This is a genomic window from Curtobacterium sp. P97, from assembly GCF_023712445.1.
Taxonomy (GTDB): Bacteria; Actinomycetota; Actinomycetes; order Actinomycetales; family Microbacteriaceae; genus Curtobacterium.
Genome location: NZ_JAMAYF010000001.1, coordinates 80,334 through 94,401, shown reverse-complemented (window position 1 = coordinate 94,401; position 14,068 = coordinate 80,334). Strand labels below are relative to the sequence as shown.

Below are 14,068 nucleotides of genomic sequence, written 5' to 3'. Positions count from 1 at the left end.
CGATCCGGTCAGCGCTGCGCTGCGGGGGCCTCCGCGTCGGCGGCACGGTCGGCTTCGCGCTCGACGCGGTCCGGGTGGTACACCCACGCCTTGTAGAGCCAGAAGCGGAACACGGTGCCGAGCACCAGGCCGATCACGTTGCCGGAGATGTTGTCCGCGAGCGCCGACGTGAAACCGAGCACGTAGTGGGAGACCCCGAGGCAGCCGAGCGAGATCACCATGCCGCCGAGGGACACCACGACGAACTCCAGGCCCTCCTTCGCGGCGACCGAGCGACGCTGGTTCCGGAAGGTCCAGTAGCGGTTGCCCATCCAGTTCACGAAGATCGCGACGATCGTCGACACGACCTTCGCCCAGAACGGACCCGAGTGGATCTCGTCCGGCGACAGGACCGTCGCCCGCAGCAGGTTGAACACCCCGAGGTCGACGACGAAGCCGACGGCCCCGACGATGCCGAAGCGGGCGAGCTGGGCGATGAGACGCCGCACGGGGCCTCCTGGATCCGTAGAGTGACTGTCGGTGGGTCCGAGGGACCGCCGCGGTGGATCGAAGATCGACCGACAGGAAACTATAGACGAGCGGTGCTCTCCGGACGGAGAGAACCGCGGAAGGAACTCACAGCATGGCGTTGCGCGTCGGAGTCATCGGTGGCGGCCAGCTCGCTCGGATGATGGTCCCCGCGGCGATCGAGCTCGGGCTCGATGTCCGTGTCCTCGCCGAGGGGCAGGGCATGTCCGCGGCCATCGCGGTCACGGCGGAGGGCGACCACCGCGACCTCGACACGGTGCTGGCCTTCGCGCGCGACGTGGACGTCGTCACCTTCGACCACGAGCACGTCCCGCAGGACGTCCTGCGCGGGCTCGTCGACGCCGGCGTGGCTGTCCGGCCGGGCCCCGAGGCGCTGGCGGTGGCCCAGGACAAGATCACGATGCGGACCCGGCTGACCGAGCTCGGCGTCCCGGTGCCCGACTGGGCGGCCGTGCACGACCAGACCGAGCTCGGCGCCTTCCTCGACGAGCACGGCGGCCGGGCCGTGGTGAAGACGGCGCGCGGCGGCTACGACGGCAAGGGCGTCCGCGTCGTCACCGACCCCTCCGACGTCGACGACTGGTTCCTCGCCGTGTCCGAGGCCGGCGGCGACCAGGCGCTCCTGGTCGAGGAGCTCGTGCCGTTCACCCGTGAGCTCGCGCAGTCGGTGGCACGTCGCCCGTCCGGCGAGGTGGTCGCCTGGCCCCTCGTCGAGACCGTGCAGCGCGACGGTGTCTGCGCAGAGGTCATCGCTCCGGCCCCCGCGAGCGCGGGCCGGATCGCCGACGTGGCCGAGTCGATCGCGGTACGGCTGGCCGAGGAGCTCAGGGTCACCGGGGTGCTCGCGGTCGAGCTGTTCCAGACGGACGACGAGCGCATCCTCGTCAACGAGCTCGCGATGCGCCCGCACAACACCGGCCACTGGTCCATCGACGGGTCGACGACGAGCCAGTTCGAGCAGCACCTGCGTGCGGTGCTGGACCTGCCGCTCGGGGCCACCGGCATGCACGCGCCCACAGCCGTCATGGTGAACGTGCTCGGCGGTCCGGCGGACGGCGACCTCGCCGCTCGGTACCCCGCTGCGCTCGAGGCGTTCCCGGAGGCGAAGTACCACTTCTACGGCAAGTCCCCGCGGCCGGGTCGCAAGGTCGGCCACGTGACCGTGATCGGCGACGACGTCGACGACGTCGTGTGGCGGGCGCGGAGCGCCGCGGAGCACTTCGCGGACTGACCGTCCGACGGTCGGGTGAGCACGCGGCCTGCGCCGTGCCCGCCGGACGGGAGGCACGGGGACCGGCCGCCACGCGCCTCCCGACCGGCAGACGGCCTGCGCTGCACGACGGCTAGGCTCGTCGGGTGATGGAACACACTGCGCCAGAGCCGCTCGTATCGATCATCATGGGATCGGACTCGGACTGGCCCACCATGCGTGCGGCCGCGGAGATCCTCGACGAGCTCACCATCCCGTTCGAGGCGGACGTGGTGTCGGCCCACCGCACACCGGACAAGATGGTGCGGTACGGGCGCGCGGTCGCCGGGCGGGGCGTGCGCGTCGTCATCGCGGGCGCCGGAGGGGCGGCGCACCTCCCGGGGATGGTCGCGTCGCTGACGACGCTGCCCGTCATCGGCGTCCCGGTGCAGCTGGCACGTCTGGACGGCCTCGACTCGCTGCTGTCCATCGTGCAGATGCCGGCCGGGATCCCGGTCGCGACGATGGCCATCAACGGCGCCGCGAACGCCGGACTCCTCGCGGCCAGGATCATCGGCTCGGCGGACGCCGACGTGGCGGACCGACTCGCCGAGTACGCGTCCGGGCTCGAGCAGGTCGTCGAGCAGAAGGCCCGCGCGCTCCGCGACCAGCTCTGATCGGTCCCCGACGCGCGCTGCGCGACGGCGGGCCGACCCCGGTCAGGAGGCCGAGGTCGTCCCCGTCACGGCGTCCACCGTGACCGTCGAGGTGGTCCCGCCCGCGGTCACCGTCGCAGTCCACACGGGTGCCTGACCGGACCCTCCGAGCACCAGCGACGTCAGGGAGCTGCCTGCGACCGCGCCGAGCGCGCGGTCCGCTGCTGCGACGGCGTCGATCCGCACCGCCGCCGCCCGGGCGACGTTCGCCGCCTTCGTGGCCTCGTCGGCGTCCTTCGGGAAGGGCCCGGACGTCACGCGTCCGAGCGTCGCCGACACGACCGACTGCGTCTGCGACCCGTCGGGCCCGGCGACGACCACGGTCCAGTTGTCGCCCGCGCCGACGACCGAGACGACCGTCCCGCCCCCGGCCGCCGCGACGCCCTGCTCCGTCACCAGGCCGAAGTCGACCGACTCGGGCTGGTCGACCCCGCTGCCGTTCCCGGTGCCGGGTCCGGTCCCGTCGTCGACCGGACCGGTCTGGTCGTCCGACGGGGTCGACGGGGTCGACGGCTTCCCGTCGCCGGAGGGTGCCGCTGCCGTCCCCGACGGGTCGGGGGTCGCAGAGGCGGAGCGCGTGGCGGTCGCAGACCCGCTGGGCCCCGGGTCCTCGGCACCGGAGCACGCGGACAGCGCGAGGGCGAGCCCGAGGCCGATCGCGGTCGAGGCGGTGAGGACGGGGAGTGAACGGCGTCGCTGCATGTCCCGATGATCGCAGGCGCTCCACACACCGTGCGGAGGCGACACACGTCGCCCGGTGCATCGATGCGCACCCGTGATGCGCCGCTGACGCCAGCGGGAGGACCTAGATGTCGGCGTGCAGCTGCCAGGTCTCGTGTGCCGAGTCCGTCCAGTCGAACATGCGAGCACGGTCGGGCCCGGCGATCGCGAGCCGGTCCGCGAGGTGCGGGTCGTGCACCACCTGGTACACGGCCTGGGCGAGTCGTTCCGGGTACGAGGCGGCAGGCTCCCGGGCGACCGTCACTCCGGCGTCCGCAGCGACCTCGCGCAGTGCGGGGTCGTCCGAGTGGACCACGGGGGTCCCCAGGCTCATCGCCTCGATCACCGGCAGACCGAAGCCCTCGGCCAGGCTGGGGAAGACGAAGACGGCGGCGCGGTCGTACGCCACCGCGAGGTCCGCATCGTCGATGCGGCCGAGCACCCTGACCCGGTCCTGCGGAAGTCCGGCCTGCTCCGCGATGGCCGTGACGTCCACGTCACCCCAGCCGTCCGGACCGGCGATGACCAGGGGGACGTCGACGGGGGCCTCCGCGTGCGCCATCGCCTCGATCAGCGGACGCAGGCCCTTGCGGGGCTCGAGCGTGCCGACGGCGAGGACGTACCGGTCGGGGAGACCGAGCCGCTCGGCCCGCAGGTCAGCGTCCACCGGCAGCCGGAGTCGGGCGCTCGGTGCACCGCCGATGACACGGAGTCGGTCGTCGAAGCGGTGGATCTCGTTCAGTGCCGCGGCGACGGCGTGCGTCGGCACCACGACCGCGTCCGCGTACCGCCACGCGCGCTTCACCATCGCCTTGTGGAAGTGCACACCGCGGGCCGTGAGGGTCTCGGGGTGGGTCCACGGCACGGTGTCGTGGACGGTCACGACGGTCTGTCGACCGAGCTCGCGGAAGCGGTCGTGCCGCACCAGGGGAGCCAGCACGCTCGGAGCGTGCACCATGCCGTGCGACGCCCCGTGCGCCAGTCCCGCCTGCCACGCGAGCGCGAGCTCGCGCCGGGGCAGGGCCAACCGTTGGACATCAGCGACCCCCGGCAGCAGGGTGCGGAGCCGCTCGAGCCCAGCGGTGGAGGTCGCGGAGACCACGGCCTCGACGTCACACCCGGCCGGAGCGGTCTCGACGAGCTTCCGGGTCAGTTCCTCCGCGTAGCGTCCGATGCCGCCCGGCACGGGGGCGATCACCTGGTCCACGATCACGCGGAGAGTGGTCATGCGATGGTGCTCCTCGTTGTGGTCCGACGGCGCAGCTGCTCGCCAGGTCCGGAGACTACCAGGGGACGCCGGGTCTTCACGGTGCCTGGTCGGTCCCTGTCGCTGCTGCGCTCCGCCGTCGGTGACGGACCGCCAGAGCGGCACCGCCCCCCGCGAGCACGACGTCGCCGAGGGTCATGAACGCCCGGCTGACGACCGCGAGCGCGAGCGCGCCGGTGCTGTCCGTCACCGACCCGAGCAGCAACAGCAGGACCCCCTCGCGCGGTCCGAGGCCGGCCGGAGCGATGACCACGAGGAAACCGACGAGCCAAGCGACGGCGTAGGCCCCCGTCGCCACGGGCAGCAGGACGGACGAGTCGGCTCCGAACGCGCGCAGCACGAGGGTCGCCTGTCCGCCGTAGGCCGCCCACATGACGACCGACCACAGGATCGACGCGGTGGTACCGGCCCAGGTCAGCGAGATGTCCTGCCGCGGTCGCCGCAACAGCCGCATCGCGACGGCGATGAGTCGGCCGAGGACCGGCGGCGTGAGGGCGGCGAGACCGAGGACGACGACGATCCCGAGCCACCAGAACGTGACGAGGCCGTCGGCGGACCCGACGAGCAGTGCGAGGATGCCGACCAGGGCAGCGGTGACCATGCTGACGAGCATCGACGCGAGCGAGGCGACCGCGCTGCCCGTCCTGGCGAGTCCGTGGGCCCGTCCGAGCTCCGCCTGGGCGGCGATCGACCACACGCCGCCCGGGATGTACTTGCCGAGTTGGCCGACGAAGAAGATGGACGAGGACGCGGCCAGCCCGAGCCGGGACCCGGTGGCCGCCATCATCGCCCGCCACGACAGCATGTTCGCGACCAGGGCAGCGAGGGTGAGGACGATGCCGAGCGTGACCGTCAGCGCGTCGAGGCGAGCGAAGTCCGCGACGATCTCGTCCCACTGCCGTGCGACCCCCACCACCAGCAGCACCACCGCGACCACGGCGGCGGCCCACTTGACGACGTCGAGGACGCGCGCGCGGCGGCCCCGTGACGCGGCTGCGGGCGGCGTCGCGCGTGTGGTCGGCCCGGCGGCGGACGTCGTCGCGGCCACCGTCGACTCGGTCGTGGGCTCGGGTGCGGCACCTCCGTCGGCGGGTGCTCCGTCGGCGGTGGACCCCGTAGGCTGGCGTGCGTCCATCGATCGACCACTCTAAGCGAGAGCGCTGCATGCACCCCGATCCCGCCGGCCGTCCGACCCTGCTCGTCGCCGCGTCGACGTTCCCGGCCGAGGCTGGTGACGGTACCCCGGGCTTCGTGCTCGACCTCGCCACCGCACTGTCGTCCGACCACCGGGTCGTGGTCGTCGCCCCGATGACGCGGGGCGCACGGAAGCACCAGCGCATCGGGGACGTCGAGGTGCGGCGGTACTCGTACTTCCCCGCCCGGTGGCAGGATCTTGCCGACGGCGCGATCGTCGACAACCTCCGGGCATCTCCGGTCCGCTGGCTGCAGGTGCCGTTCTTCTTCGGGGCCATGGCCCGGGCACTCCGACGCGAGGCGCGGCGGTCGCGCCCGGACGTCGCGCTGCTGCACTGGATCATCCCGCAGGGCGTCGTCGGCAAGGTCGTGCTGGGACGCCTGCCACGGGTCGTCACCACGTTGGGCGGCGACCTCTACGCCCTGCGGCACCCGCTGCTGCAGCGCGCCAAGCGGTCCGTCGTCGCGAGCGCCTCGGCGGTCACCTGCATGAGCACCGACATGGCGCGGGAGCTCCGGGCGCTCGGCGCCCGGGACGACCAGGTCCACGTCGTCCCGATGGGGGTGGACCTCGCCCCCATCGCCTCGGCGGTCGCGCGGGAGCGACGCACGTCCGACCGGGTCCTGTTCGTCGGTCGCCTCGTCGAGAAGAAGGGCGCAACGGTGCTCCTCGAGGCGCTCGATCGCCTGGAACGCCGACCGAGCGAGGTCGTCGTCGTCGGCGACGGCCCCCTGAGGACCTCGCTCGAGGCTCGCGCCGTCACCGAGGTCGACTTCGTCGGCGCGCAGGGCAAGGACGCGCTCGCCGCCCGTTACGCGCAGGCAGGCATCGCGGTCTACCCGTCGGTCCCGGCAGCGAACGGCGACCGTGACGGGCTCCCTGTCGCCCTGCTCGAGGCGATGGCGGCCGGTTGTGCAATCGTCGCCTCGGCGGTCCCCGGCATCGTCGACGTGGTCGAGGACGGCGTGAACGGCCTGCTCGTGTCGCCCGGCGACCCCGACGCGCTCGCCGCCGCGCTCGACCGGCTGCTGGCCGCACCGGAACTCGCCGAACGGCTCGGTGCAGCCGCCCGTGCCACCGCTGCGGCACACACGGTCGACGCGGTCGGCGAGCGGTACCGGGCGCTCCTCACGGCGGCTCTGCAGGGCTGAGTCCGCCCGCGAGCCCGCCGCAGCACCACCGTGCCGGACTCGTACGGTGCGGCTCGAGGTCAGCGCGACCCGCGCACGGCTGCAACGGTGCGACGGACGCCCTCCTCGAAGGGGACGTGCTCGCGATCGTCGAGCTCGGTGAGCACCGACGACCGGAACTGCAGGTCCCGACCGTGGAACGGTGCCGAGAGGTCGTGGCCCTCGCGGACGTCGAGCGGCTCGCCGAAGGCAGCGGAGACGGCATCGACGACCTCGGTGATGGTCCGTCCCTGCTGCGAGGCGAAGATCTTGGTGGTCGTCGCACCCGCGGGACCCGCCGCGACCGCGTCGAGGCCCTCGGCCACCATCGCCGCCGCGTCGTCGATGTAGAGGTAGTCCCGGGTGGTGTCCATGGGGACGTAGATCGACGACGGACGCCGCTCGACGTGGGCGAGCGCGAGCTGCGACACCAGGCCCTGCGGCTTGCGCAGGTTCGAGCCGGGCCCGTACAGGTTCGCGATGCGTCCGACGAGCAGTCGTGCGCCGGCGTCGGAAGCGAACTCCCGGAAGCGCTGTTCGGCGGTCAGCCGACTCCGTCCGTACGGGGCGAGCGGTGCAGGCTCGGTGTGCTCGTCGAACGGCACACCCGTCGCCCCGGCGTAGACACCGCCGGCGGAGGACGCGAAGAACACCTCGCCCGGTGTGGACGTGACGATCCCGGCGGGAGCGAGGACCCGGTCGAGCATCGCTCGCTCGCTCGAGAAGGCCTGCTCGCCGGAGGCGACGATCCCGGTCCCGGCACTCCAGACCATGCGCCAGGGGCGATCGCGCTCGAGGACTGCCGTCACCGCTTCGCGCAGTGCAGCAGCGGCAGCGTCCGGGTCGTCCCACGGGACACGCGGGACGACCACCCGGTCGCCGGCGCGCTCGAGGGCGCGGGCGACCGCGTGGCCGAGGAACCCGCCGCCACCGACGACGAGGGCGGTCCTGTCGCTCACGCGGAGAGCACGCCGGCTCCGACGGCTGCGTGCAGGGCGTCCCGCCAGTCGCGCATGGGCGCGAGGCCGGCGCGGGCCCAGCCGTCGTGGCCGAGGACGCTGTACGCCGGACGCGGTGCGGGCCGTACGAACGCGGAGCTGTCGGTCGGCAGGACCCGTTCCGGATCGAGTCCGACCTCGGTGAAGATCGCACGGGTGAAGTCGTACCAGGAGCCCTGGCCGCCGTTCGTGCCGTGGTACACCCCAGCCGGGGCATCGGCGTCGACGAGCGCGACGACCTGGCGGGCCAGGTCCCCGGTCCACGTCGGCTGCCCGACCTGGTCGGTCACGACGCTGACCGTGTCGTGCGTGGCCGCGAGGCGGACCATCGTCCTGGCGAAGTTGGGGCCGCCGGCGCCGTAGAGCCATGCGGTGCGGACGACGAGGGACGAGTCCGGCGCGATCGTGCGCACAGCATGCTCACCGGCGGCCTTCGTGCGCCCGTAGGCGCCGAGCGGATCGGTCGGTTCGTCCTCGGAGTAGGGCGTCGTCCCCGTGCCGGGGAAGACGTAGTCCGTGGAGATCTGGACGAGGCGCGCACCGGCTGCGGTAGCGGCGGTCGCCAGGACCCCGGGACCCGTGGCGTTGACCGCGTACGCGTCGGCCTCGTGCGTCTCGGCGTCGTCGACCTTCGTGTACGCCGCTGCGTTCAGCACGACGTCGTGGCCGGCGACAGCCTCGTCGACAGCGGCCTGGTCGGTGATGTCGAGGTCGGCTCGGGAGAGCGCCGTGACCGGGCGTCCGGCCAGGACCTGCTGGAGGTCCTGGCCGAGCATGCCGGAGGCACCGGTGATGAGGAACCGGGTCATGGTGTCGGTCCGGCTCAGGCGAGCGCGGCGCGCTCCTTCAAGGGCTCCCACCACGAGCGGTTGTCGCGGTACCACTGCACGACGTCGGCGAGGCCTTGCTCGAACGGCACTTGTGGCTCGTAACCGAGCTCGGCCTGGATCTTCGAGATGTCCACCGAGTAGCGGAGGTCGTGGCCGAGGCGGTCCTCGACGCGGTCGACGTACGACCAGTCCTTGCCGGTTGCGTCGAGGAGCAGCTGCGTGAGCTCCTTGTTGGTCAGCTCGGTGCCGCCGCCGATGTTGTAGGTCTCGCCGGCACGGCCCTTGACGAGCACCATCGCGATGCCGCGTGTGTGGTCGTCGACGTGCAGCCAGTCACGGATGTTGTTGCCCTCGCCGTAGAGCGGGACGTGCCGGTCGTCGATCAGGTTGGTGACGAAGAGCGGGATGACCTTCTCGGGGAAGTGGTACGGCCCGTAGTTGTTCGAGCAGCGCGTGATCGAGAGGTTCAGCCCGTGGGTGCGGTGGTAGCTGCGGGCGAGCAGGTCGCTGCCGGCCTTCGATGCCGAGTACGGCGAGTTCGGCTCGAGCGGACGCTCCTCGTCCCACGAGCCCTCGCTGATCGAGCCGTAGACCTCGTCCGTCGACACGTGCACGAAGCGTTCGGTGCCGTGGCGGAGCGCGGCGTCGAGGAGGCGCTGCGTGCCGACGACGTTGGTCTCGACGAAGATGCCGGAGTCGCGGACCGATCGGTCGACGTGCGACTCGGCGGCGAAGTGCACGATCGCGTCGATGCCCGGGACGACCTCGTCCAGCTTCGCGGCGTCGCGGATGTCACCCTGCACGAAGGAGTAGCGCGGAGAGCCGGACACGGATGCCAGGTTCTCCAGGTTGCCCGAGTAGGTCAGGGCGTCGTAGACGACGACCTCGGCGCCCTCGAGGCCGGGGTAGGCGTCTTCGAGCGTCCGACGGACGAAGTTGGAGCCGATGAAGCCGGCTCCTCCGGTGACGAGGATCTTCACGCTGTTCTTCCTTCTCCTGGCCGTTTGCGGTCGGCGAGCAGTCTAGCGGGGCTCCGGCGCGTGGCCGTCGAGGCCACCCCGGGGGAGCGATGGGGGCGTGCGCGCCACCGCGGACAGCGCGACGGCGGTGACCGCCAGCGCCGCGACGCCCAGCGCCGCGATGGCCGTCGAGCCGGGGGCACCCTCGGACCAGACGGCGTATCCGGAGTCGGGGACGAGCCGGGTGGCGGCGGTCACCAGACCCGTGCACGCCATCGCCACCGCGGCCGCGGTGAGCGCGACCGGGAGCGCGCCGGACCGGCGACGACCCGTGGGGAGCCGCCGCCAGGCGACGGCGCTGAGCACGACGAGGGCCACGAGCGACGGGAACAGGTACCGGCCCTGGGTCCCGACGACCGATGCCGTCACGAGGTACGCCCGTGCGCTCGTGATCGTCTGCCCGGCGAGGAGCAGGACCGGGAAGACCGCGAGGACGACCGCGGCGCGACGTTCGGGCGCCCGACGGAACGCCAGCACGGCGACGACGCCCACCGTGACGAGTGTGACCGGGACGACGAGCCACGGGGAGAGCGCGGCGCTGGCGTTCGACCCGAAACTGCCCCAGAACGTGCGGATGACCGTGCCCCAGCTGACGTCGACGAAGGTCGCGAGGTCGGGGCCCTCGCCCGGCGGGAAGGACTGCGGTGGCCGGATCGCCGCGTAGCCGTCCGGCTGGAGGGTGTGGTGCACGACGACGTTCCGGACCCACCACCAGCCCCCGACGGCGCCGGCGAGCATCAGCGTGCCGAGGGTCTCGACGGTCCGTCGGCCCCACCTGGGAGCGCCGGGTCCGACGACCAGGGCGAGCGCGACCACGGGGACCGCGGGCAGCCCCGTGCCCTTGGTGAGCACCAGCGCGCCGAGCGCCAGTCCGAGCACCACCAGCACCCGGCGTCGACGGTCGCCGGTGAGCACCCGCACGAGCACCGCCGTGACCACACCGCCGAGCAGGTACACGAGCGCGTCGTTCGTCACGGACGCGGCGATCGAGGCGAGCTCCGGCGCTGCAAGGACGGCCGCCGCCCCCACGACGGCAGCGCGTGGGGAGCGCGTGATCCGACGGACCGCCGCCCAGGCGAGCAGCGGGAGGGGGAGCACGAGCGAGGCGTCGGCGATTCGCAGCGTCAGCAGGGCGTGGTCCCACCGGAGGTGCTCGAACCCGACCAGGCGGAGCAGGACGGCCTGCAGGACGTACGCGGTCGGCGGGTGCTGGGTCATCTGGTCGACGGCGCCGACGTCGATCCCCGGGTTCGCGGTGCGGAGCTCCTCCACCGTGGACCGGGACGCGGGCGGGAACGCCGTCTGGTCGGCAGCCGCTTCACCCGCGGCGGCCTGCACGGCCCGCAGGTACCGCTGGTCGCCCGGTCCGACCCAAGGGTCCCCGGTCGCCAGGTGCAGCGCGGTGTCGAAGTGGGCCTGCTCGTCGGGTGCCTGGAACGGCGGCACGAGGACGGCCCAGAGGCCGAGCACGATGGCGAACACCGCGACGACGCACCCGAGCGCGATCCCCTCCGCGCGGCCGACCGACGGACGTGCCTCCTGCCGGCTCGTGGGGGAGGTCATGTGGTCAGTCGCCGTACCGCGCGAGCTTCTGGAGGTCGAGCTGTTCCTCGGCGAGCGTGCGGTTCATGCGGGTCAGGTCGGCGACGACTCCGATCGTCATCGCGAGCAGCGCGGCGATCACCAGGGTCACGCCGAGGATCAGCGACTGCAGGTGGTTGCCGCCGCTGTCGGTCCACAGCAGCACGAGGTACCGCACGAACGGGATCAACCCGGCGACCCCGAACACGGCGCTCACCGATGCGAAGAGCGCCATCGGCCGGTACATCAGGTAGACGCGGGCGATCGCCGACCCGGACTGGAACATGTGCTGCCAGATGTTCTTGAACAGCCGTGACTCGCGGGTCTTCGCGTTCGTGGTGATCGGGATGCTCGCGATCGCGAGGCGCTTGTACCCGGCCTGCACGATCGTCTCCATGCAGTAGCTGAAGCGCGTGACGATGTTCAGCCGGATCAGCGAGTACTTCGAGTACGCGCGGAACCCGCTCGCGGCATCGGGCAGGTCCAGCCCGGCGGCACGACTGGCGACCCACGACCCGAAGGTCTGCATCGCCTTCTTGAACCCGGAGAAGTGCTCGATCGTGCGCGTCTGGCGATCACCGATGACGATGTCGGCCCGGCCCTGCAGGATCGGCTGCACGAGCTCCGTGATGTGCGCCTGCGGGTACTGGTTGTCGCCGTCGGTGTTCACGACGATGTCGGCGCCGTGCAGGAGGGCGTAGTCGACACCGTCTCGGAACGAGCGCGCGAGCCCCATGTTCGTGGTGTGCCTGACGAAGTGTCGGACCCCGTGGGCCCGCGCGACCTCGACCGTGCGGTCCGTCGAGCCGTCGTCGATGACGAGGACCTCGATCTCGTCGACGCCGGGGATCGACGTCGGGATGGTCTCGAGGACCGCGGGGAGGGTCTCGGCCTCGTTGAGGCAGGGGATCTGGACGAACAGTTTCACGAGCTGGCGGGTCTCCTGTGGTCTGCCTGCAGGGGCGGTCGACGCGCGGCGCGGCGGATCGCTGCTGCGGGCCGCCACGACGGGTCGCAGCGATGGTGACGACGCCCCCGTCACGGCGGGGCGCGCGAGCTGTCAGTCTACGCAGCTGGTCCCGCCGGCCGTGCCACGATGGGGGTCATGGCTCCCCTCCGGTCGACCGTCGCCCGTCTCCTCGGTCGTCGGGGCACGGCCCCGTCGACCTCGGCTCCGCCCCTGGTCGGCTTCGTCGTGCACGGTGCCGGTGGCGTGCACCCCGCGTCGGCACACGTACGGGTGACGGGACGGATGACGGCGCTCGCCGCGTCCGGGAGGGCACGGGTCGCGCAGGTGGACCCGGTGCGCTGGGCGGACGGTTCGGACACCGCGCACCTCGACGCGATCCTGGTGCAGCGGGACGCCTTCCCGGTCGCCGCGCTCGACGCCGCGTTCGCCAGGGCCGCCCGCGAGGGCACGCGGATCGTCGCCGAGGTCGACGACGACTTCTTCACCCCGGAGGCGCGCACACGCCTCGCGCAGGCGGAGTACGACCCCGACCGGCTCGCCTCAGTCGATCGGCTCGTCCGGGGCGCCGACGCGGTGGTGGTGTCCACCCCGACGCTGCGGGACGTGCTCGCGGCGCAGGGCGTCGACGCCGTCGTGGTGCCGAACGGCGTCCAACCCGGTCTGTGGGACGCGGACCCCGTCGGCCCTGCCGCCGCCGACCCGGACGACCGCAGCCCGCGACGCGTCCTCTACATGGGCAGCGCGACGCACGGCGGCGACCTCGACCTGCTCCGTCCGGTCTTCGCCGACCTGACCGACGACGACGGCCTCCCGGTCCGGCTGGAGGTCGTCGGGGTCACCGGCGACGACGACACCTGGTACGACCGGCTCGCGCTCCCCGAGGGGGCGCAGCACTACCCGGCCTTCGTCGCGTTCCTCCGGGCGCAGGCCGACCGGTGGTCCGCCGGGGTCGCACCGTTGACCGGCGACCGGTTCAACGACGCGAAGAGCGACCTCAAGTTCCTCGAGTACACGATGCTCGGCCTGCCCTTCGTCGGGTCGGACCGGCCGTCGTACCGAGGTGCGGACGAGCACGGTGGTCTCCTCGTCGGTGACCAGCCGGAGGCGTGGCAGCGGGCGGTCCGTGCCGCCCTGCGGGAGTCCGACGCCCGTGTCCGACGGGCGCGCCGCCACGTCCTGGCGGAGCGCACCGTCGGGGACGACCGACCCGGCGAGACGGCATGGCGCCGGGCCCTCGGGCTGTCCTGACGCGCTCCTTGCTAGGCTGCCCCGGTGCAGATCCGCGAACTGAAGATCCCCGGCGCATGGGAGTTCACGCCCGTCCAGCACGGCGACGCACGAGGAGCGTTCCTCGAGGCGTACCGTGCCGACGTCCTCGAGGACACGGTCGGTCACCCGCTCGACCTCCGACAGGTGAACATGTCGATCTCGTCCGCCGGGGTCGCCCGCGGGATCCACTACGCCCTCGTCGCCCCCAGCCAGGCCAAGTACGTCACCGCCGTCCGCGGGGCCTTCATCGACTACATCGTCGACATCCGCGTCGGGTCGCCGACGTTCGGCCAGTGGGACGCGATCCGCATCGACGACGTCGACCGCAGGGCCGTCTACCTGTCCGAGGGACTCGGCCACGCCATCGTCGCGCTCGAGGACCGCTCGACGGTGAACTACCTCGTGAGCGCCCACTACGACCCGCAGCGCGAGAAGGGCATCAGCATCCTCGACCCGACGGTCGGCCTGGAGCTGCCCGAGGGGATCGGCGAGCCGGTGCTCTCCGAGAAGGACACCTCGGCCCCGACGCTCGAGCAGGCCGCCGAGCAGGGCCTGCTGCCGACCTACGAGGAAGCGGTGGCCTACACCGAGTCCCTCCGCACGAAGAAGTAAGGACG

General features: G+C 72.5%; 13 protein-coding genes and 1 pseudogene. 5 read left to right on the top strand and 9 right to left on the bottom strand.

What is annotated here, in order from left to right:
• Positions 1-8: 8 nt before the first annotated feature.
• Positions 9-488, bottom strand: a complete 480-nt coding sequence (locus M3677_RS00410) for a GtrA family protein (protein WP_251159524.1) — start codon at positions 486-488, stop codon at positions 9-11.
• A gap of 128 nt (positions 489-616) precedes the next feature.
• Here M3677_RS00410 and M3677_RS00405 point away from each other — a divergent pair.
• Both M3677_RS00405 and purE read left to right on the top strand, forming a co-directional pair.
• Positions 617-1,759, top strand: a pseudogene (locus tag M3677_RS00405) (5-(carboxyamino)imidazole ribonucleotide synthase); the annotation flags it as partial.
• A 128-nt stretch (positions 1,760-1,887) separates the two neighbouring features.
• A complete protein-coding gene (purE, locus tag M3677_RS00400) occupies positions 1,888-2,394 on the top strand; it encodes a 5-(carboxyamino)imidazole ribonucleotide mutase (protein WP_251159643.1) in 507 nt (168 codons plus the stop codon).
• Positions 2,395-2,436: 42 nt separating this feature from the next.
• On the opposite strand, the gene M3677_RS00395 is transcribed toward purE, so the two are convergent.
• The 3 genes from M3677_RS00395 to M3677_RS00385 all read right to left on the bottom strand — a co-directional run bounded on the left by M3677_RS00395 (position 2,437) and on the right by M3677_RS00385 (position 5,555).
• Positions 2,437-3,135, bottom strand: coding sequence for a hypothetical protein (locus tag M3677_RS00395; protein ID WP_251159522.1), 699 nt, complete (start codon positions 3,133-3,135; stop codon positions 2,437-2,439).
• Positions 3,136-3,238: 103 nt separating this feature from the next.
• Positions 3,239-4,381: a glycosyltransferase family 1 protein gene (locus M3677_RS00390; RefSeq protein WP_251159521.1), complete on the bottom strand. Its 1,143-nt coding sequence runs from the start codon at positions 4,379-4,381 to the stop codon at positions 3,239-3,241.
• A 76-nt stretch (positions 4,382-4,457) separates the two neighbouring features.
• Positions 4,458-5,555 (bottom strand): YbhN family protein, encoded by a 1,098-nt coding sequence (locus tag M3677_RS00385; RefSeq protein ID WP_251159520.1) that lies wholly within the window; start codon positions 5,553-5,555, stop codon positions 4,458-4,460.
• Between the two features lie 29 nt (positions 5,556-5,584).
• On the opposite strand from M3677_RS00385, the gene M3677_RS00380 reads away from it, so the two are divergent.
• Entirely contained in the window at positions 5,585-6,766 is a 1,182-nt protein-coding gene (locus tag M3677_RS00380) for a glycosyltransferase family 4 protein (protein WP_251159519.1), read from the top strand.
• A 59-nt stretch (positions 6,767-6,825) separates the two neighbouring features.
• Here the strand turns inward: M3677_RS00380 and M3677_RS00375 are convergent, their stop codons facing one another.
• From M3677_RS00375 to M3677_RS00355, 5 genes are read right to left on the bottom strand one after another with little or no spacing between them, the layout of a single operon-like run.
• Positions 6,826-7,743, bottom strand: coding sequence for an NAD(P)-dependent oxidoreductase (locus tag M3677_RS00375; protein WP_251159518.1), 918 nt, complete (start codon positions 7,741-7,743; stop codon positions 6,826-6,828).
• Positions 7,740-8,591 (bottom strand): dTDP-4-dehydrorhamnose reductase, encoded by an 852-nt coding sequence (gene rfbD / locus M3677_RS00370; protein WP_251159517.1) that lies wholly within the window; start codon positions 8,589-8,591, stop codon positions 7,740-7,742. The genes M3677_RS00375 and rfbD overlap by 4 nt, the downstream gene beginning before the upstream one ends.
• 14 nt (positions 8,592-8,605) lie before the next feature.
• Positions 8,606-9,592: a dTDP-glucose 4,6-dehydratase gene (gene rfbB, locus M3677_RS00365; protein ID WP_251159516.1), complete on the bottom strand. Its 987-nt coding sequence runs from the start codon at positions 9,590-9,592 to the stop codon at positions 8,606-8,608.
• Between the two features lie 42 nt (positions 9,593-9,634).
• Positions 9,635-11,194 carry a DUF2142 domain-containing protein gene (locus M3677_RS00360; protein ID WP_251159515.1) on the bottom strand — a complete coding sequence of 520 codons (1,560 nt, stop codon included), beginning with the start codon at positions 11,192-11,194 and terminating at the stop codon, positions 9,635-9,637.
• A gap of 4 nt (positions 11,195-11,198) precedes the next feature.
• Positions 11,199-12,140, bottom strand: a complete 942-nt coding sequence (locus M3677_RS00355) for a glycosyltransferase family 2 protein (protein ID WP_251159514.1) — start codon at positions 12,138-12,140, stop codon at positions 11,199-11,201.
• 177 nt (positions 12,141-12,317) lie between these two features.
• On the opposite strand from M3677_RS00355, the gene M3677_RS00350 reads away from it, so the two are divergent.
• Together M3677_RS00350 and M3677_RS00345 are read left to right on the top strand one after the other, a co-directional pair.
• On the top strand, positions 12,318-13,430 hold the full coding sequence (locus M3677_RS00350) for a hypothetical protein (protein WP_251159513.1): 1,113 nt from the start codon (positions 12,318-12,320) through the stop codon (positions 13,428-13,430).
• A gap of 24 nt (positions 13,431-13,454) precedes the next feature.
• A complete protein-coding gene (locus M3677_RS00345) occupies positions 13,455-14,063 on the top strand; it encodes a dTDP-4-dehydrorhamnose 3,5-epimerase (protein ID WP_251159512.1) in 609 nt (202 codons plus the stop codon).
• The last annotated feature ends 5 nt before the right edge of the window (positions 14,064-14,068 follow it).

Coding starts and splice junctions, on each gene's coding strand:
- M3677_RS00390 (WP_251159521.1), bottom strand. CDS start 4,381: ATGACCACTCTCCGCGTGATCGTGGACCAGGTGATCGCCCCCGTGCCG.
- M3677_RS00380 (WP_251159519.1), top strand. CDS start 5,585: ATGCACCCCGATCCCGCCGGCCGTCCGACCCTGCTCGTCGCCGCGTCG.
- M3677_RS00350 (WP_251159513.1), top strand. CDS start 12,318: ATGGCTCCCCTCCGGTCGACCGTCGCCCGTCTCCTCGGTCGTCGGGGC.
- purE (WP_251159643.1), top strand. CDS start 1,888: ATGGAACACACTGCGCCAGAGCCGCTCGTATCGATCATCATGGGATCG.
- M3677_RS00385 (WP_251159520.1), bottom strand. CDS start 5,555: ATGGACGCACGCCAGCCTACGGGGTCCACCGCCGACGGAGCACCCGCC.
- M3677_RS00395 (WP_251159522.1), bottom strand. CDS start 3,135: ATGCAGCGACGCCGTTCACTCCCCGTCCTCACCGCCTCGACCGCGATC.
- M3677_RS00360 (WP_251159515.1), bottom strand. CDS start 11,194: ATGACCTCCCCCACGAGCCGGCAGGAGGCACGTCCGTCGGTCGGCCGC.
- rfbD (WP_251159517.1), bottom strand. CDS start 8,591: ATGACCCGGTTCCTCATCACCGGTGCCTCCGGCATGCTCGGCCAGGAC.